15 protein-coding genes and 1 pseudogene are annotated in these 18,743 nt (G+C 38.6%); 6 read left to right on the top strand and 10 right to left on the bottom strand.

The window, feature by feature from the left end; translation table 11 throughout:
* Positions 1-636 precede the first annotated feature (636 nt).
* The 3 genes from MSVAZ_RS13260 to MSVAZ_RS13270 all read left to right on the top strand — a co-directional run bounded on the left by MSVAZ_RS13260 (position 637) and on the right by MSVAZ_RS13270 (position 4,671).
* Positions 637-2,871, top strand: a complete 2,235-nt coding sequence (locus tag MSVAZ_RS13260; RefSeq protein WP_232316098.1) for a lectin like domain-containing protein — start codon at positions 637-639, stop codon at positions 2,869-2,871.
* 900 nt (positions 2,872-3,771) lie between these two features.
* Positions 3,772-4,317 (top strand): hypothetical protein, encoded by a 546-nt coding sequence (locus MSVAZ_RS13265; protein ID WP_157206092.1) that lies wholly within the window; start codon positions 3,772-3,774, stop codon positions 4,315-4,317.
* 117 nt (positions 4,318-4,434) lie between these two features.
* Positions 4,435-4,671, top strand: coding sequence for a hypothetical protein (locus MSVAZ_RS13270; protein WP_157206093.1), 237 nt, complete (start codon positions 4,435-4,437; stop codon positions 4,669-4,671).
* A 450-nt stretch (positions 4,672-5,121) separates the two neighbouring features.
* Here MSVAZ_RS13270 and MSVAZ_RS13275 read toward each other — a convergent pair whose 3' ends face one another.
* Positions 5,122-6,036, bottom strand: a complete 915-nt coding sequence (locus tag MSVAZ_RS13275) for a DUF2156 domain-containing protein (protein ID WP_048121698.1) — start codon at positions 6,034-6,036, stop codon at positions 5,122-5,124.
* Between the two features lie 246 nt (positions 6,037-6,282).
* Here MSVAZ_RS13275 and MSVAZ_RS13280 point away from each other — a divergent pair, with 246 nt between their 5' ends.
* Positions 6,283-6,819 (top strand): GNAT family N-acetyltransferase, encoded by a 537-nt coding sequence (locus MSVAZ_RS13280; protein ID WP_048121700.1) that lies wholly within the window; start codon positions 6,283-6,285, stop codon positions 6,817-6,819.
* A 202-nt stretch (positions 6,820-7,021) separates the two neighbouring features.
* Here MSVAZ_RS13280 and MSVAZ_RS13285 read toward each other — a convergent pair whose 3' ends face one another.
* From MSVAZ_RS13285 to MSVAZ_RS13305, 5 genes and pseudogenes are all read right to left on the bottom strand, one after another.
* Positions 7,022-7,432 carry a DUF3303 domain-containing protein gene (locus MSVAZ_RS13285; protein ID WP_048121702.1) on the bottom strand — a complete coding sequence of 137 codons (411 nt, stop codon included), beginning with the start codon at positions 7,430-7,432 and terminating at the stop codon, positions 7,022-7,024.
* A gap of 345 nt (positions 7,433-7,777) precedes the next feature.
* A pseudogene (locus tag MSVAZ_RS21350) lies at positions 7,778-7,960 on the bottom strand (YkvA family protein); the annotation flags it as partial.
* A 759-nt stretch (positions 7,961-8,719) separates the two neighbouring features.
* Positions 8,720-9,889: an ABC transporter permease gene (locus MSVAZ_RS13295; protein ID WP_048121706.1), complete on the bottom strand. Its 1,170-nt coding sequence runs from the start codon at positions 9,887-9,889 to the stop codon at positions 8,720-8,722.
* A gap of 141 nt (positions 9,890-10,030) precedes the next feature.
* Positions 10,031-11,200 carry an ABC transporter permease gene (locus MSVAZ_RS13300; RefSeq protein ID WP_048124052.1) on the bottom strand — a complete coding sequence of 390 codons (1,170 nt, stop codon included), beginning with the start codon at positions 11,198-11,200 and terminating at the stop codon, positions 10,031-10,033.
* 25 nt (positions 11,201-11,225) lie between these two features.
* Complete coding sequence (locus MSVAZ_RS13305) at positions 11,226-12,374, bottom strand: hypothetical protein (protein WP_048121708.1); 1,149 nt, start codon at positions 12,372-12,374, stop codon at positions 11,226-11,228.
* A 285-nt stretch (positions 12,375-12,659) separates the two neighbouring features.
* On the opposite strand from MSVAZ_RS13305, the gene MSVAZ_RS13310 reads away from it, so the two are divergent.
* Positions 12,660-13,298, top strand: coding sequence for a TetR/AcrR family transcriptional regulator (locus MSVAZ_RS13310; RefSeq protein ID WP_048121710.1), 639 nt, complete (start codon positions 12,660-12,662; stop codon positions 13,296-13,298).
* Positions 13,299-13,568: 270 nt separating this feature from the next.
* Positions 13,569-14,147, top strand: coding sequence for a TetR/AcrR family transcriptional regulator (locus MSVAZ_RS13315; protein ID WP_048121712.1), 579 nt, complete (start codon positions 13,569-13,571; stop codon positions 14,145-14,147).
* Between the two features lie 735 nt (positions 14,148-14,882).
* Here MSVAZ_RS13315 and MSVAZ_RS13320 read toward each other — a convergent pair.
* The 4 genes from MSVAZ_RS13320 to MSVAZ_RS13335 form a co-directional block, all read right to left on the bottom strand.
* Positions 14,883-15,857 carry an NAD(P)-dependent alcohol dehydrogenase gene (locus MSVAZ_RS13320; RefSeq protein WP_048121714.1) on the bottom strand — a complete coding sequence of 325 codons (975 nt, stop codon included), beginning with the start codon at positions 15,855-15,857 and terminating at the stop codon, positions 14,883-14,885.
* 48 nt (positions 15,858-15,905) lie between these two features.
* On the bottom strand, positions 15,906-16,157 hold the full coding sequence (locus tag MSVAZ_RS13325) for a hypothetical protein (protein ID WP_048121716.1): 252 nt from the start codon (positions 16,155-16,157) through the stop codon (positions 15,906-15,908).
* Between the two features lie 74 nt (positions 16,158-16,231).
* Complete coding sequence (locus tag MSVAZ_RS13330; RefSeq protein WP_048121719.1) at positions 16,232-16,915, bottom strand: ABC transporter ATP-binding protein; 684 nt, start codon at positions 16,913-16,915, stop codon at positions 16,232-16,234.
* Between the two features lie 645 nt (positions 16,916-17,560).
* Positions 17,561-18,730, bottom strand: coding sequence for an ABC transporter permease (locus MSVAZ_RS13335; protein WP_048121721.1), 1,170 nt, complete (start codon positions 18,728-18,730; stop codon positions 17,561-17,563).
* Positions 18,731-18,743: the final 13 nt, after the last annotated feature.

Here is an 18,743-nt window from a genome sequence, read left to right on the forward strand (position 1 = left end):
GCAATGTCAAGCAGAACTTTACGAATTTCTTCGCTTTTTGCCAGATTTGCCATTTGCTCATAAATGTTGATAGCACTCAGTTCAGCAATTATGGCAGCTCTAAGGATCTCTTTATCAAGGTCTTCGGGTCTGGTTTTTTCAAGGATTACAAATGCTTCCGAAAGTAGGGTTCTGCCCTTCCTTAAAGTGTCTCTATAAAGTGTCTCTATAAAGTGTCTCTATAAAGTGTCCATATAAAGTGTGGACGGATAAAAATAATGTTTCTTTCTATCTGAAATTACAGCCTCAATAAAGTAGTTTGTAAAAATTAAATGAATGAAATTAAAATTAGATAAGTGAAACTAAATAGAGAACTAAATATAACATTGTAATTATTTATACTAATTAATATGTTTTTAGTAAGGATAAGATGAGATTAATTTGATAGTTTGCAATCGATATTTAGCTTTTGTGAAGAAAAAATAGTTCATAAAATATACTAAAAAATTATACTCAGTTGGAAAAGAACTTATAGACAAATCTCATAAATAGTTTTAGAAGTCAATTGCAAAATAATGATAAAGATATATATTCCGGCAAGCTCCAAAAAAGCTGATACAGGCTCGCCAGGAAACGATCTCACCGAGGCTAAAGATCTTGAAAAGAATAAAACATTCCCTGCTTAAAAAAATAAAATCTTTTCTGCTTGTGTTTATGGTTTTGATTTTGTGCCTGCCAGGCAGCCTGGGGTTTGCCGCCGGAAATACCGAAGAACCTGAAACGCTGCAAAACTTCACACCTTCTGCTGATTCAGTGGTTGAACCCGTAATCAAAACAGCCCCCATGAACCCCGAGTTTCTGGAAGACCAGCAGACTGACTCAATTGAAGCTTTTTCTTTTGTGGGCAATTACGGACAGCTTTCGAATACAGGGTATAAACCCTCACCTGTAGACCTGTCAGAACTTGCAAGTTCTGAAGGAAGACTTTTACTGAGAGCTTCAGGTTCAGACCTTCCGGCTGTTTATGACCTGCGCAATGAGGGAAAAGTAACATCAGTAAAGAACCAGGGAAAGGATGGAAGCTGCTGGGCTTTTTCAAGTATTGCTTCCCTTGAATCTTACCTCCTGGGAACAGAAGGAAAAAGCTATGACTTTTCCGAAAACAACATGAAAAACCTCGTCTCAAAGAACTATTCACAGGGATTTGATCTTACTACTGATGACGGTGGCAATGCATTCATATCAACAGCATACCTTTCTCGCTGGAGCGGGCCTGTAAATGAATCTGAGGATCCTTATGATGATTTATCTTCTTATTCACCCACAGGGCTTTCTGTACAGAAACATGTGCAAGAAGCACTTTTCCTGCCCGACAGGACAGAATCCCTGGATAACGAGGTTATCAAGAATGCAATTCTGGAGTACGGAGCTGTGTACACCACAATATACTGGAATTCCGGATATTATCAGCAAAGAAACTATGCTTATCGATACCCAGGAAGCCTGTCTGTCAATCATGCTGTAGCCATTGTGGGCTGGAATGATTCTTTTGACAGGAATTACTTTACGCAGATCCCTCCAGGAAACGGGGCTTTTATAGTGAAAAATAGCTGGGGCGACACCTGGGGAGAGGAAGGGTACTTTTATATTTCCTACTATGACACAAAACTCGGATACAATGAAAACGCCGTGTTCACATCTGAAAGTCAGAACAATTATGACCACGTCTACCAGTATGATCCTCTTGGATGGACAGTATCAAAAGAATATGAAGGAAGCCTTGTTGCCTGGGGCGGCAATGTTTTCTCCTCTGAAAGGGACGAAACCCTCAAGGCCATAGGATTCTATACTACGGACCTTAATACAGCTTACGAGATATACATATATAAAAATCCTGTTTCCGGGCCTGTGAATTCTGGACAGGGGTACCTTGTACAGGAAAGCGGCAGATACTCTTTCCCAGGATACCATACACATGTGCTGAATTCGGCAGTTCCAGTACATGCCGGAGAGAGATTTTCAATAGTTATAAGATTCGCTAATCCTTCAGCTTCAGGGCCTCTTGCAGCCGAACAACCTGTAGCCCGTTACAGCAGCAAAGCCCAGGCCAATGCCGGAGAAAGTTATGTGAGCCCTAATGGAGTCACTTGGGAAGACATATCAAGCAATTCGGAAGCAAACCTCTGCATTAAAGCTTTCACAACCAGTGCGCCCCTTGAAGCTGACTTTTCTTCAAACGTCACAACAGGAATGTATCCTCTTACAGTCCAGTTCACAGACCTTTCCAGTAATGCCCTTTACTGGAAGTGGGATCTAAACGGAGATGGGAAAATCGACTCAACAGCCCGGAACCCGATATATACCTACGGGTCTTATGGGAATTATGATGTTTCTCTGACTATCGGTAACAGTAACGGATCTGACACCGAAACTAAAATCGCTTATATAAAAGTGGTCCCCCTTTCAATCAACTCAGCCAGCCCCGTAGAGAATGTAACAACCTACAAAGGAGAGAAACAGGAATTCAGTATCAGTACAAATTATGCCTGCGATATAAGCTGGTACCTTAACGGAGAAAGTAAAGGTTCCGAATCCAGCGTTAAGGATAGCTCATACACGGAGACCATTCGCTCTCCAGGCTTTTATAATGTCACAGCAATTGCCAGAACAGGAGACGAAAAAATTGCACGGAGCTGGAACTGGACAGTCCTCGCATGGAATCCCTGGGATAGCTCGGATTCCCGGGAAGGGGAAAATATAAGCACCGAAGAGCTGCAGGAAGCTATCCATATCTATCGCAGTGGCATACAAATCCCTGAAACCGGAGCAGAACTCACGGACGAAAGGCTTAAAGAACTGATACAGCTCTGGCGGGAAGGTTCAGGGAATTAATGGTTACCGCGATAATAAATGGAAAGGAATAGAAAAAAGAAAAAAAATTAAAACCGAAAAAGAGAAGGAAAAAATTAAAACCGAAAAAGAGAAGGAAAAAAGAAAAAATGACTCTTCGTCATTCCCTGTGGATAAGACGATTTTCAATTCAAGACCGCATTGGTTTTTATGAAGACATTATGAGGATATCCACACAAAACAACGAAGAGCCTCCTTTTATTTTGTCATATTGCACAAAATGCCTTATTTTTCAGCAATATTGAACTATAAAATTTATTTTGTAGAAAAAGTTTCTTAAAGCAATTTATAACATATTTCATGGATTTTTAGAATATGAATATTCTTAAAGAAGATTTTTGATTGTGCAATAACGCAAAAAGCTCTATTTATAGCTCCAAAACATAATTAATAGTTATATATTTATGAAAATTGAAAAAAATAAAACTTATTAAATGTTATTTTAATATATATATGTGATATTAATTAAGCTCTTATTATTTAATTTTATATTCAGTGGAATTCCATGGTGAAATTTTAAGCCATTAAATATAATTTTTTGATTAAATAACCAATTTTAGTCCATTATTTTGCATTTAAAGCATTTTCAGCAAATTTAATAAAACATCTCTGTCATGTTTTTGAACCACAATATCGATATTGTAAGCCGGTTTTTAATTATTGTGTTATTTGTATATAAGATTAAAGATATTTATTTTGATTATAAAATTAGCTAACTTAGCTAAATATATTCTAAAATATTGAGCAGAGATTCTTGAAAGGATGTCCGAGATAGAGCTAATCAAAGACGAACCCTTGAAAGTTATGGATAATATGTTCGATGATATTGAGCAACAAATATTGGGAGAATATCCCGAGCTAGAGCTAATCAAAGGCAAACCAGTGATAGTTACCGATAACATGAAGCGAGTTGCATGGTCTATCATGCCGCGTTGGCTGTTTGACGAAGTGATTCATGAGCTGTTCTCAAAGAATATCTCGGATTTCTTTTGGCCAAACCAGAATGAAATGTTCTTTACGCCTAACATGCAGGAAGGTAATAATATTCGCAAATATACATCAGTTGGTCTGGTAAGGAAAATCGGAGCCGATCGCATAGCACAGTGTTTTACACTCACATGTTGGGGTCCCGCATTTGACTTTCAGGCCATAGGAAGGATGATAGATGATATTACTGCTCTAAAACCTAAGACTGAAGAATTGGACGATAGATATGGGCGAAGCCTGCTACGAACCGTTGTCGGCGATCGATATGTAATTACCCATGCTGTAACGATAGAGCCCGCATTTCCAACAGAGTATATCCGGCAGCTTGGCAGGCTCGGATATGACGTTCATTATATAGATTCTGAACAGGAACAGCTTGAAGCTTTGAAAACACTTGCAGAGGCTAAAAATGAGGAGGTGTTTAAAGACACCTTCAATTAATTTTATATATTTATTCACAACCCTACTATTTTTAAAAACAACTTATTCCAGTTGAATACCCCGCTAGCTTGCTGGGGGGTGAGCCAGCGCAACTTTAACTCTATATATCTCCTTGATTTGCTTGAAACAGAAAACACAAACTTGAAAAATACAATTATTGGTCACAAATATTTAGCAAAGCCTGGTATAAGATTTCTTTTTGAAGAATACCCTCAAACAAAAAAAAGCAAGGAAAAAATTAATTGTATTGGCTCGCAAGGACCTGGAGTTTTTGCAAGAACAACTGAACAATTAGTTTTAATTTTCCTATACGGAGCCTGTGCAAAATTTTATAATTATTTAAAACAATTTTAAAAGCATGTAAACAATAAGTTCCAGCGTCATAACTTAATTTTGAACCCCTGTAATCGATGTTATATTTGTTATTATTTTTATATGTGTTTTATATTTAATTTATAAAAAATTTGGAAAATACCATGTCTCCTACATTACTATTCAAGAGTTTCACTGAATTAGGAATCCCTGAAATATACACAACGATTTTTATTATTATCTTAATATATTTATTTTTTAAAAATTTAGATAATAAAAGGTAAATCGGCACAAACGTAGGAATGTATCTTTTAAAGAATCTTGAATTATAATCACATAAAAATCACGTAGATTAAGCTTTAATAGACTGATCCTTTTTAAGTTCAAAAAGTAAATGGATTCCGTTATTGAATTGTCGGACAACCTGTTTATCTTAAGGGTAGTTCACATGTCGGCATGTATTAGAGTGCAGGCATGTATTAGAGTGCATATTCAAGTGACAAATGGAAAACCTGTTCGTCGTTTGAGCGAATAAACCTCTACCATGTGGTGCGGATGATATCTCAGCTTAGCCTCTCGAAGTCCACTGACGCCAAGATCGCTTTCCCTATTGATGTATTCCACCTCATTTGCAAGAACCGCTGCAGTTTCGGCATTGATTACCTTGTATATTCCATCATACTCCGGAAGCCCTTTCTCAAAATGGATTATCGCCGTATTACTATCGAGGCGCTCAAAAAGAGAGATGGCACTTACCTGTAAACCGACCCTTATCAAAAGGCCTCGCAAGCGTAACTCGGTCAAGTGCTCGATCGCATAAAAGATAGCCTCTATCTCGTGGGCAAGAATGAAATTATCTTCGCAGTTTTTGCTCTCACACCACCTCACCAGGAACTCCATTATCTCTTTTTGGTTTTCTGGGGTTATCGGCTCGACCGAGTAATGGTAATTCTTTCGAAATTTGTTAATCTGGTTGCGGATCTTGAGATATTTCTTTCCAGGAAGCTCAGCAAGGTCGTGAGCCCTGTACACATACTCAAAATGGTTCAGATCTGGAACAAAAAGAAGATCAGGATCGATTTTCTTCATCAATTTTGCAGTCTCAGGTTCAATGAGCATAAGGGGCTTATTATTGTCACCCATGTCCAGCGCCAGCCGTATTACTTCCTGCATGAGTTCAGGATCATGGGGACCTATAGGCGGGTGTAAGCGTGTCACTCCTGCGGCAGTGCATACAAGAATTACGTTCCCTCTCACATATGCATACCTGTAATGCATGAAATGGTTCCAGCAGATTATGCTCGTGAAAGTGTTGTCGCTGTGGGTTTGCGGGTAGAGTGCGTAATGGTTCTCGAAAAAAGCCCGATCTGCAAGCGTGACCGGTTTGAAATCTTTTTTATCAAGCATTTTAAACAAGACTTTTTGGCTTCATACTTATTGCTTCATACTTATTTTTGTTGGATATATCAGGCTAGCAAAAATTACATACATTAGGAGTGGATTCAAATAAACTTAGTCTATATTCTGTTTCATAAATTCAGTTTCATAAGTTCAGTTTCATAAGTTCAGTTTCATAAGTTCAGTTTCATAAATTCTGTTTCATTAAACCTATGAAATTATCTATATCTATCGATTCAATAAAGGAATCAAAAAATGTCTGAGTGTAAAAAACTTACAAAAGAGGATATAAATCCCGCAGAGGATGGAGTAAAACCCGGGTTGAAAATCCGCGCCGCAGAAATCGAGGATGTTCCCCTGATTCTTAAGTTCGTCAAAGGCATTGCCAGGTTTGAAAACCTTTCCCACCTGGTCACAGCGACAGAAGAATCCCTGGCAGAGGCTATGTTTGGAAAAAGACCCTATGCTGAAGTTTTCTTTGCAGAACTGGACGGGGTTCCAGCCGGGTTTACTGTCTTTTTTCACAACTTCTCTACTTTTCGAGGAAAGCCAGGGCTCTATATAGAGGATATATTTGTAAGACCCGAGTTCAGGAGAAAAGGGATTGGAAAAGCAATGTTTCTCCACTGTGTAAAGCTTGCAAAAGAAAGAAACTGCGGAAGAATGGAATGGGCAGTCCTTGACTGGAACCCTGCAAGGGAATTCTATGAATATCTTGGAGGAAGCCCTGCCGCTGGGTGGCAGATCTACCGCATGGACGAGGAAAAATTTGAAAGCGCGCTTGAAAAATAAATTTGAGGTAAAAATTCTCAACAGGACTAAAATCTGCTTTCAGATCACGGTTTTTTCATTGGGACCAGGGCTTTACGTTGTAGCCGGGTCTTTAGGTTGAACTAAGTTTTTTAGGTTGAACTAAATTTTTAGGTTGAATTAGGTTTTTAGGTTGAATTAAATTTTGGAGTTGGATCTAGATCTTCATGACCGATCTAAGTTTTCATGTTATATCTTCCTGTTGAACAAAAGAATGGTGTTCAAGGCGTTCAATTCTCTTTTCAAGGTTATCTATTTGCTGAAAAAGTTCTTTTGAAACTTTTCCACCCTCTTCCTGCTCAGCGCCTGGACCATTTCCTCCGGTTTTCTCGGCAAGTTTTTGGGCAAGCTGCATAAACTTATCCAGTTTCATAACTGGAAACGTTTCGAATTTGCACAGCCCTATGAAAGGAAACACGGAAGCAGCGTATGTTTTTTCGTCTTCAGTTTCATAAATTATAAACGTGCGATAGCCAGTAAGGTCAGTCCACTCGTCGATTACTTTTATGCCCTTCGGGTATTCATAATTCGCATAGAATTCCGCAACTTTCAGGGAGTCTTTAGGCTCCCAGGTTATTATATCCATGAGTAACATTTCCTCATACCCCTAATATCAAAACGTGGTTTGAATCCCATTTAATAGGAATCCTGTTCTACTAAATTCGAATCGACTTCAAAAATACATCTGGTAAAGTTAAGTATTGTTTCTCTTCAGATGGGCATATACTTTTAGGAATAAATGTTCAGCAAAACAGATCCGAAAAAGGCTTTTTATTTGTTAGCTACAGCTCAAGCTGTCTCGAGTTAAAATATTAAGAAATTTTACAATCTTGTGCCTGAATTGAACCTTAATAGAGCCTGAACAGAATTTTAAGAAATGAAAATCTAAAAAACACCGTGTTTTCTGGATAACGATTTACTTTCTTAAAATCTGAACATAATTTTCGATATACACATCTTTAGGTACTGATCTAATTGCAATGTACAAAAGCACAGGGACGACTATCATATCATCAAGATAACCAATTACAGGTATGAAATCCGGTATTAAATCTATTGGTGATAAAGCATAGCCTATGGCAATCCATAATAGTATTTTTGCAGTTTTGGGAGTTCGAGGATCTACATATATAAGTTTACATAGTTCTATGTACTTTTTTGCATTATTCTTTATTTCTTTTAGTTTCAACATAACTAATATAAATACAGAACTGATTGTTTATAAATAATTATCTGTATTATTTAATATGTATATTCAGTAGTCTGTAAAAACAATACTCTGATCAGCGAATATTGAATAAAAGCGAACAAGTCTAACCTTACGAGTATTTTAAAAGAGGACTCTACAACTTCGAAGCAGGTGCATTCTATGGCACACTCTTTTTTTGGGATTCAGGAGTGTAAGGAATCTTCGTTTAGGAATGTAAGGAATCTTCGTCTAAGTGAGTTACTATAGTAATATTTTTATATTATTTTAAACTGACCTTATAGATAAGAAAGTACAACTTTCGGAGACGAAATTCAGATAAATAGTTAGTTTAAAAATAAATGAGAGCGTCGTAAAAGCAACGACCATTTTCCATACAAGATTAATAATCTCGAGGAAAATGCCTCCAAAAATTGAAGAGATTGTTGGAAGGAATAAATTTTACACTGAAATTTTTTTGATGGCTAACCATTAGCTACTTTTACGACTCTATTACTCGATTTTAGTTTAAATGCGCAATTTCTCAAATTTTATTGGGTAACTACTATGTGACTACTATGTCAAGATTAGGCGACTGCTAGGGGACTGCTAGGTGAACAATCTTAAATTCATAAATGAATTATACGCTAAAACCAGGCAGCACACAGCTTTTTACACCCGGAAAAAGTGATTGTATCAAGCACTTTCTATGGCTGTTACAGGGTCAAGCTTTGCAGCTTTCCTTGCAGGGTAAATACCTGAGATTATGTTGATTATGAAAGCGAAGAAAGCAGCATATACGAAGTTGAGAGGTTCGACTTCAAGAGGAAGTGTCTGGAGCCCGAAATACATCTCCTGAGGGACTGCGATTTTATAACTCTGTAGAGTAATGGTTGCAATATAACCCAGAATAGTACCCAAAACCAGCCCAATAGCTCCAAGAATTACAGACTGGAAAAGAAAGACAATCATTATACTTTTTTGAGAGGCTCCCATAGCTTTTAAGATGCCTATTTCTCTGGTTCGCTGGGCAACAATGGTGATAAGTGTGTTTGCAATCCCGAACCCTGCAATCCCGTAAATAAGGACGTAAAAAACGTTTACGAAAACCTTCTGAGTGTTTAGAAGATTAAGGATTTCTGCATTTGCTTCTATCCAGCTTACTGCGTTAAGCTCGGTTTCCCTTTCAATTGAGCCCGCTATGATGTCGGCCTGGTATGGGTCTGCGACCCTGATCCCTATTGTACTTACAACACCGGGTTCATTGAAAAAATCCTGCACCGAGTCCAGCCTTGAATAGGCCGTTACTTCATCTGCCTCAGTTCCTGTATGTATCAGACCTATAACCTTGAAAGAAGTTGTTTTTGAGCCCGGAAACACTGCATCTACCCGGTCCCCAGGCTGAACTCCAAGATTTTCCGCAAGCTTATCACCAAGTATTATTCCGTGCCTTGTATGAGTCAGCGATAGAAAGCTCCCTTCTACTATGTCCCTGCTTACTCGCATAACCTTATCTTCAGCCTCAGGTTCAACCCCCTGAAGTGAAATACCTTCTGCATTATCCTTATATTCCAGAGCTGCCTGACCCAGATATTTTGGAGAAACCGCTATAACTCCTTCTTTTTCAAAAATCAGGGCCGAATTGTATTTGTAAAGATGAATGAACCCGTCTTTTTCATCCTGAGGATTGATAACAATATGGGGACTGTTCTCAGTGCTGGACTTTATAAGCTCTCCTTGAAAGCCTGAAAGCATTGCCATCATCACAGTAATTACGGCTACGGCAAGGGCAACTGCAAGTATGGCAAAAAAAGTTTGCCTTCTTCTGGAAAAAACTTGCCTTAATGCGATTTTCAATTCATACATATGAATTAGCTCCTGGAGATGATACATCTTAGGGTTCTTGGTCAGCAGGGAATCTCATAATTTCCAGAATATCCAATCTGTTAAAATAATTTATAACATAATTTAATCTGAACAAGACAGGGAATAATCTGAAATCTGTATTTACTTTGAACTGATAGCCTTCACTGGATCGAGTTTAGCTGCCTGCTGGGCAGGGTAAATCCCGGCAATAAGGTTCAGCAGAAAAACTGCAATAATAATGACCAGAATATCTCCGGTTCGGACTATGATGGGAATAGTTGCCATGCCACCGTAAAGTTCTGAAGAAGCAGATGGCATTTCGTACTGGCCTAATCCCAGAGAAATTGCAACTCCTGTAAGTGTCCCGATAAGTGCACCTAGCAGACCCAGAATGCCGCTTTGAAGTACAAAAATTGTCCTGATACTGGAAACTGTAGCTCCCATAGCCCTAAGCATGCCAATCTGGTTTGTAGCACCGATAACTGAAAGATTCAGAGCGCTAACCACCCCAAAAGAAGCGATAACTACAATCAGACCAAGGACTACATTGTTGGAAGTGCTCTCAATGGCAATCGTCCTGAGGATTTCAGGATTGGTTTCGGTCCAGCCTTTTGCCTTATAACCGGTCTTTTCTATCTTAGCAGCAATTTCCCTGTCCCTGTTAAAATCTTCAAGTCTGACAGAAAGACCGTTAATCACATCCGGAACATCGTAGAACTTCTGGGCGGTATCCAGAGATGTATAAGTGAGTGACTCGTCCAGAGGCGAGCCAGTATTGAAGATCCCGACTACTCTCAGAGACAGAGGGTTTGCATTGGGAAAAGATACATCAACCGAGTCTCCGAGATTAACCTCAAGCTTATCTGCCAGTTTCGAGCCGATTACCACTGTATTTCTGGAATATTCAAGCTCCCTGAAATCCCCTTTAACCATATCAGCTTCAATAGCGCTGATATTGTTTTCCTGTAGAGGGAGAACGCCTTTCAGCTCGGCATTAAAGGAATTTGTCTTGAACCTGAAGGAAGCTTTTCCCGTAAGAAAAGGAGAAACTGCCGAAACACCCTGGATTTTGTCGATATCGTCAATAAGGTTTCTATAGAGGTAAATATAGTCTTCACCTTCTTGCGGAGATACCGAGACATGAGGAAGCTTATTTACCGTAGTACTATAGAGTTCGCCAGTGAAACCAACCATAAGAGCCTGGGAAACGGTTAGTACCATCACGGCAAGAGCTATAGCTACAACTGAAAGAATTGTCTGGAATTTTCTTGCCCGAATCTGCCTGAGCGCGATAAAGAGTTCATAACGCATGGGACTCACAGCCTTTAATCTGGTTTCAAATTTTATTCCTGAAAAAGATAAAAACCGTTGCAAGCCCTGAAACTAATGCTGCTGCAGAAAAACCTGGGAGTCCATTATCATCTGAAGTCTCGTTTTCTGAAGTAGTATTATTTACCAGACTAACACTGGAATTCTGAGATAGATCGGATTCGATGACTGTTTCCCTGTGTTCAGTAACGTCACCGTCGTTTCCCAGAAGCTCGATCTCAAGCCTGTATATCCCTTCAGGAAGCCTGTGGCTCCAGGCCACTTCAACTGTTTCGTCGTCGTTATTCAGCAACACTGGAACCCTTTGCTGGACAGATTCAACAAGACTGGAGTTCCCTTTTTCAGAATTTGCTTTCAGTTTGTATACAGAAAAAACCAGTTTTCCTTCAAAAGGCACCTGAGAACGCCCATAAACAGTTGCACTTGCTCCGGTTTCATCTTTGTAGATATCGGTAATCTCTGCATCATCTCTGGCAGTAAATCGCTCGGCTGAGCTTATAACCTCTTTATCAGGAGAATAAACCTGAATCTTTACTCTTCCAGAATACTCTTTATTGTTTTCAAGAAGTGTACCCCAGGGAGCGGAAAAAATATCCGGAACGCTGGTAAGTGATAATTTTTCAGCTTTTGTTGCATAAATGACATCCGAACCATTTACAAGCATATATTCGATATCAAAAAGTGAGGCTTCTTTTGGAGAGAGTGCAACACTGATTCCCTGGGAGTTAGCAACCAGGTCATTGACCTGAAGCCTTGACGCAGAATTGGTGCCGTAAGCAAAATTATATTCAGACTCTGAAAGAACCTCGTTTCCTTCAAGAAGCCTGGCCTTTATCTTATAAGCTCCGCGTTCGGAACTTCCTGAATTCCAGAAACCAACCTTTATTACCTGTTTATTTACAGGAATGCTATCTATTGAAAATACCTGTCTGTCAAGTGTTTTCTCATTTGTTCCCATGGGTCTGACAAGAAGCACCTCAAGATTCAAGTTGTCTTCTGGCTTGTCCGAGTAGAGGGTTACATCAAAGGACTCAAGATCGCTATAAAGGTCGGCTATGTGGGCTGTACTCGTTTCTTCAGTGTGAGAATTCTCGGATGCAGAGGCCGGAAAAACGGATATAAGGTAAAAAGTAAGTAAGAAAAGTGCAGCTTTCATTGTCTTTTACCCCGGTTCTGTGATAACAATTATTAAAATATATTTTTATAAAAATCGTTTAACTGCGTTTCAATTAGAGACATTGAATTATTTCTGGACTTTGTATAAAATTCTATTAATCTTTTATGCATACAACTTATTAATAAAGATTTTTGAACATTGTTCACTTATGGCATTACTGCATACAACTTATTAATACCAATTTATGAACGTTGTTCACTTATGAATTAATGCATACAATTTATTTATAGAAGTTTTGAATATTGTTCACTTAGGAGATATCCGATGCAGGACAAAAAAACTGTTCAAGAAGATCGAAATAGCACAAAACGGGATAAAAAAGCAAAAATCATCTCCATCCAGGATGCCATGTGCATGCTGATTGAAACAAAAGGTTATGAAAACGTGACTATCCGGGACATAACTGAGGCTGCCGGTGTGAGTATAGGACTGATCTATAAGTATTTCCCGGAAGGCAAGTATGACATCCTTAAGGAGATCAGTTATAGATACATGGATAAGTTATTAAGGATAAAACAGCCAGAAACTATTGATTTTAATGATTTCCCGGGTTACATGAGGGATGTTATAAAAAATATGCAGCAATTCTACAAAGATAACAGTCCTTTGATAAAAGCGTTGACCATGGCCACACTGAGCGATAGTGAAATAGTGGACGAAATCAAAAAGATGGATGTCAAAGACTACAAAGCCGCATCCGAATTTTTTTGCAGTTTCAGTGGCGTTGATATAAATGATAAAGATCCTCTGGAAGTTTTTGTGTACTGGGGGATCACGGTAAAAAGCATTCTCCTCTTCAGTATGATCTACCTCTACAGCACACCTCTCATAAACGAGGAAAACCTGACTGATCTGATGGTTGACCTATCTTTGAAGATCTGGGGTTATCAAAAAGGAGCGTGAGTTTATCCCAGGTACACACCAACCAGAGTCGACAGTGGAAATGCGTGACAGTGGAAATGTGTGACAGTGGAAATGTGTGACAGTGGAAATGTGTGACAGTCCAAGTGTGTGACAGTCTAAATGAGCGACAGTGCAAACATCACAGAAAGTATCAGACAACTTCATGGATCAGTTTTTTGTTAACATCCTATATTTTTGATGATAAATATCTTTTTATGATATAAAAATAACATATGTTATATAACAAAGGATATTCTGAGAAAGATCTGTATGCCACCCAAAACAAAATTTGACAGAGAAGCTATTGTAGAGGCCGGTTTTGCCATCGCAAAAGAAGAAGGCTTTGCCGGCATCACCGCTCGCAGCGTAGCAAAACGTCTTCATAGCTCTGTTGCGCCGATCTATATCAATTTTGAAACAATTGAGGATTTGATTAAAGCTGTGATCGAGCGTGTTTTTGCCCTTTCGGATGAATTGCTGAAAAAACAAGAAGGATCGGACCTTTTCGAAAATATAGGGAAAGCCAGTTTGGTGTTTGCGCGAGAGTACCCAGTCTTGTTTCGTGAAATGGTAATGCAGAAAAATCCATACGTGGCTTCGTACGAAACCTTTCAGGATACTATGGTTGAAGCACTGGCTGAAGACGAAAACCTGCGTGGTTTGACATATGATGAACGCAAGCGCCTGCTTTTAAAAATGCGGATATTTCAAACGGGGATCTCAGTCATGACCGCAACCGGTAATCTGCCTTCCTGGCTTGATGACCAGGCTGCTGAGGCGCTGCTTCTGGAAATGGGTGAGGATCTCCTGCGTATACAACAAATAAAACAAAAGGAGAAGGGAGAATGAAAAAATAATTATTATAGGGTGGGGGTATCGCCGGATTGAGTGCGGGCATCTTTTCCCTGAAAAATGGTTTTGAAAGTATTTTTCTTTCAACATCTAAACTACGCGATCTTCCTCTGAAAGTAATGAATGCGATACAACTCGCTAGAAATTAAATAAGGATAATGAGATTAGAAACTGGAAAGTCCGTAATTTTAGTGGAGATAGTTGAAAATCTTCAAAAAACAGGGTTCCAGAGTAAGAGAAATAGAAGTTGAAGAATAAGAAACTGAATAAAAATAGTTTTAAGATTCGGATGGGATGGATAAAACGGAAACATAAGCCCCACTTTCCGCAGTAAATTTTCGCATATTCACATTTTTTCCTGTTATCGATTTTCAATAAAACGTAGATTTATCGGACTTTTATGCAGGAAGTAAAGCAGCTATATGGTGTATCAAAGAGACCAAAAAACGATATCAGTCAATTTTCACCAAGTTACATTAAAAGTCCAAATTAATTTGATTTGTTTCAAAAACGCTATCAGAAAAAATATTGATTTTTTAAAAAATACTGCGGAATGTGGGATAAGCAGAAAAACGAAGTTAATATGACAATGTACTATTAATTAAAGGCGCTAAATTACCTGAAACAAAATCCTGAAGTCGATTCATTATAAACAAAAGACCAAAAATAGCCCTCTAAGACTTTACTAGATAAAGCCATTATTTATCAGTAGCATTTTGTTATGCTTTAATGTCATTGGTCTAAAGTTATTATTACATTTCCCTTTTTATGTCCCTTTTCGACATAGCTGTGCGCCTCGGCAATGTATTCTAGAGGATAGTGCTTATCTATTACTGATTTTATCTTTCCTGACTCAGCAAGCTCTTTGAGGAAGATAAGGTCTATAGCTTTTTTGCTTGATGGTCTCAAACCTGTGGCTTCAAATATTGCCTTTTTCCAACTAAACTTCGATGTCCATAACATCTGAAGCATAACTCCCGGTGAAGGAAAAGTGGTAAGATAGATTCCATTTTGATTTAGCGAATTTTTACAACGTGAAAATGAGCTCTTTGCTACAACGTCAAAAATGATATCATAAGTTTGACCGGTTTTAGTAAAATCCTCTCTGGTGTAGTCGATTACCTTCTCGGCACCAAGAGATTTGACCAGTTCCACATTTTGAGTACTGCATACCCCGGTTACTTCCGCCCCATAGTACTTAGCAAGCTGTACCGCAAAAGTACCTATCGCCCCGGAAGCGCCATTGATAAGGATTTTTTGTCCTTTCTGAATGTTTGCCTTGTCTCTAAGGAAAGGCAATGCTGTTAATCCTGCATAACAAACAGCTGCGGCTTCCCCATAGCTCAAATTGGCTGGTTTTAATGCCAGTACCTCTCCTTCGGGCAGACATTTGTACTCGGCATGAGCGCCAAAAGTTACACCGCATGATCCAAAAACCTGGTCGCCCTTTTTGAATAATTTAACGTCTTTGCCTACTGCCTCAATTTCTCCGGCTATCTCATCCCCTGGTACAAATTTGGGTTTTTGAAGACCGGAGAAAAATCTCGAAATAAATGGCTCACCTTTTCGAAAGGCGCAGTCCGCAGGTGTTACCAATGCCGCATATACTCGTATCAGTACTTCATTGTCCCTGGGAGTAGGTTTTTCTATCTCTTTGAGTTGAAGAACATCCGGTGATCCGTATTTCGTGCATACGATTGCTTTCATGAGTATATACTCCTTTTTTAATATGACAATGTAATTTACATGCTTCCGTTATTTATTCCTTAACTTATCTAATACCTCAGAGCCCGGGGAATCACCAGTCAGGTAAATAATAATCTGAAAGATTATCAGGATTACAGCAAGAATGACATAACGAGTTGTCGTATTCTCAATATTATCTATACTGGCAAAAACCGCAGCTAAAACTACTATAGTTACCAGCCAACCCTCTAAGCTGATGGGACGATACCCCCATCCAAGAATTCTCTTGGTAAACCATGCTTTTTTAGTAATTCTTGTCATATTTCACATCTCCGTTTGTGATTTACTTCTTTAAGTTTTTTGTGTTCAGTTGCTATTTTATAACATTTTTCTCCTTACTGAACGGTGATTTTTCCATCTACAAGCCTGATAATTTTATCAGCTTTTGAAGCCAGGCTTTCGCTATGAGTAACTACGATAAATGTCTGATTATACTCCCTGTTCAGCTGCCTGAGAAGTTCATAGATCATGTCGCCCGTTTTTGTATCAAGGTTACCTGTAGGTTCATCCCCGAGCACGATTGCAGGAAAACAGCTCAACGCTCTTGCTATTGCAACCCTCTGGTTCTGTCCTCCTGAAAGTTCATTAGGTTTGTGATCCATTCTCTCTTCAAGCCCGACTTCTTTCAGAAGTTTTTCGGCAATTTCCTTTGCTTCTTTCCTCTTTTTCCCAGAAATCAAAAGTGGCATCATTACGTTTTCCAGGGCTGTGAAATCAGGGAGCAGGTGATGATACTGGAAAACAAAACCAAGTGTCCTGTTCCTTATCTCAGAACGTTCTTTATCCGACATTTTTGTTACATCGTTTCTGTCTATCAGGAGAGTACCTGAACTAGGGGTGTCCAGCAGGCCTATCAGGTGCATGAGTGTACTTTTGCCTGAACCCGATGGTCCGACAATTGCAACGAATTCTCCTCTCTCAATTTTCAGGTTCACATTATCAAGGGCATTAAACTCCACTCCGTTTTTATAGGTCTTTGTCAGGTCTTTAAGCTCGATAATTGGGCTTTCTTCTGTCATACTTATTCATCTCCTCACTTAAACTATAATGATTTAGGCAGTAAGTGTTTAATCTGCTGTGTATGCTATTTTCCAGTTCAACTGAGTGAGTTTTACAAAATTTAAGTCAATATACAAAATTTAAGTCAATATACAAAATTTAAGTCAATATACAAAATTTAAGTCAATATACAAAATTTAAGTCAATATACAAAATTTAAGTCAATATACAAAATTTAAGTCAATATACAAAATTTAAGTCAATATACAAAATTTAAGTCAATATACAAAATTTAAGTCAATATACAAAATTTAAGTCAATATACAAAATTTAAGTCAATATACAAAATTTAAGTCAATATACAAAATTTAAGTCAATATACAAAATTTAAGTCAATATACAAAATTTAAGTCAATATACAAAATTTAAGTCAATATACAAAATTTAAGTCAATATACAAAATTTAAGTCAATATACAAAATTTAAGTCAATATACAAAATTTAAGTCAATATACAAAATTTCGGGATAAAACACAACGAAATTACAAGCGAAAGTCAAATATTACAGTTTATTTCACTCCTATTACGGTTTATTTCACTCTTATTACAGTTTATTACCCCTTTTACAGTTTATTTCACCCATGTGAAATGCGAGTAATTTATATTCAGGCACTTTCAATGGCTTTTACAGGGTCAAGTTTTGCAGCCTTCCGCGCAGGATAGATTCCTGAGAAAATGTTGACAATAAAAGCAAAGAGAGCCGCATACACGAAATTGAACGGTTCAATTTCAATAGGAAGGGTCTGAAGCCCGAAATACGTCTCCGGAGGGACTTCTATTTCATAGTTCTGGAGTGCAATTATCGAAATATAACCAAGAATTGTACCGAACATCAGGCCTATTACTCCAATGATCGTGGATTGGAAAAGAAAGATAGCCATAATACTCTTTCTTGAAGTTCCCATAGCTTTCAGGATACCTATTTCCCTTGTTCTCTGAGCAACGACGGTGATCAGAGTGTTTGCAATTCCAAAGCCTGCAATTGCGTAAATCAGGAAATAGAAAATATTTACAGATACCTTCTGGATACCTAAGAAGCTGAGGATTTCAGAGTTTGCTTCACTCCAGCTTACAGCGTCAAGCCCGGTTTCTCCTTCAATCGAAGATGCAATGGCGTCTGCCTGGAAAGGGTCTGCTACTCTGACTCCTATGTTGCTTACAACTCCCGGTTCATTGAAAAAATCCTGCGCCGAATCGAGCCTTGCATAGGCTGTTACCTCGTCTGCAGAAGTTCCAGTATGAAAAAGGCCTATGACCTTGAAAGAAGTTGTTTTTGAGCCCGGAAAAATAGCATCAACCCGGTCTCCCACATTGACTTTAAGGTTTTTTGCAAGTTGATCCCCGAGTAGAATCCCGTATCTTGTATGAATAAGGGCCGTGAAGTCACCTTCCACAACATCCTCACTTACCCTCATAACACCCTCTTCAGCCACTGGGTCAACTCCCTGAAGAGAAACTCCTTCGGCATTATCTCTGTATTTAAGCGCCACCTGGCCAATATATTTGGGAGATGCAGCTATAACTCCCTCTTTTTCGGAGATCAGGGCCGAGTTGTATTTGTAGAGGTGAATAAACTCCTCTTTTTCATCCTGAGGGTTGATAACAATATGTGGATTGTCCTCAATACTGGACTTTATAAGCTCTCCTTGAAAGCCAGAAAGCAACGCCATCATTAATGTGATTACGGCAACTGCAAGGGCAACGGCAAGTATAGAAAAAAGGGCCTGCTTTTTTCTGGATAATACCTGCCTCAAAGCGATTTTCAATTCATACATCTGAATAAACTCC

This window comes from Methanosarcina vacuolata Z-761, from assembly GCF_000969905.1.
Taxonomy (GTDB): domain Archaea; phylum Halobacteriota; class Methanosarcinia; order Methanosarcinales; family Methanosarcinaceae; genus Methanosarcina; species Methanosarcina vacuolata.

What these genes read in the sequence shown, in the direction of transcription:
- MSVAZ_RS13275 (WP_048121698.1), bottom strand. Translation starts at nt 6,036, where the DNA reads ATGCTTGATAAAAAAGATTTCAAACCGGTCACGCTTGCAGATCGGGCT.
- MSVAZ_RS13280 (WP_048121700.1), top strand. Translation starts at nt 6,283, where the DNA reads ATGTCTGAGTGTAAAAAACTTACAAAAGAGGATATAAATCCCGCAGAG.
- MSVAZ_RS13285 (WP_048121702.1), bottom strand. Translation starts at nt 7,432, where the DNA reads ATGTTACTCATGGATATAATAACCTGGGAGCCTAAAGACTCCCTGAAA.
- MSVAZ_RS13295 (WP_048121706.1), bottom strand. Translation starts at nt 9,889, where the DNA reads ATGTATGAATTGAAAATCGCATTAAGGCAAGTTTTTTCCAGAAGAAGG.
- MSVAZ_RS13300 (WP_048124052.1), bottom strand. Translation starts at nt 11,200, where the DNA reads ATGCGTTATGAACTCTTTATCGCGCTCAGGCAGATTCGGGCAAGAAAA.
- MSVAZ_RS13305 (WP_048121708.1), bottom strand. Translation starts at nt 12,374, where the DNA reads ATGAAAGCTGCACTTTTCTTACTTACTTTTTACCTTATATCCGTTTTT.
- MSVAZ_RS13310 (WP_048121710.1), top strand. Translation starts at nt 12,660, where the DNA reads ATGCAGGACAAAAAAACTGTTCAAGAAGATCGAAATAGCACAAAACGG.
- MSVAZ_RS13315 (WP_048121712.1), top strand. Translation starts at nt 13,569, where the DNA reads ATGCCACCCAAAACAAAATTTGACAGAGAAGCTATTGTAGAGGCCGGT.
- MSVAZ_RS13320 (WP_048121714.1), bottom strand. Translation starts at nt 15,857, where the DNA reads ATGAAAGCAATCGTATGCACGAAATACGGATCACCGGATGTTCTTCAA.
- MSVAZ_RS13325 (WP_048121716.1), bottom strand. Translation starts at nt 16,157, where the DNA reads ATGACAAGAATTACTAAAAAAGCATGGTTTACCAAGAGAATTCTTGGA.
- MSVAZ_RS13330 (WP_048121719.1), bottom strand. Translation starts at nt 16,915, where the DNA reads ATGACAGAAGAAAGCCCAATTATCGAGCTTAAAGACCTGACAAAGACC.
- MSVAZ_RS13335 (WP_048121721.1), bottom strand. Translation starts at nt 18,730, where the DNA reads ATGTATGAATTGAAAATCGCTTTGAGGCAGGTATTATCCAGAAAAAAG.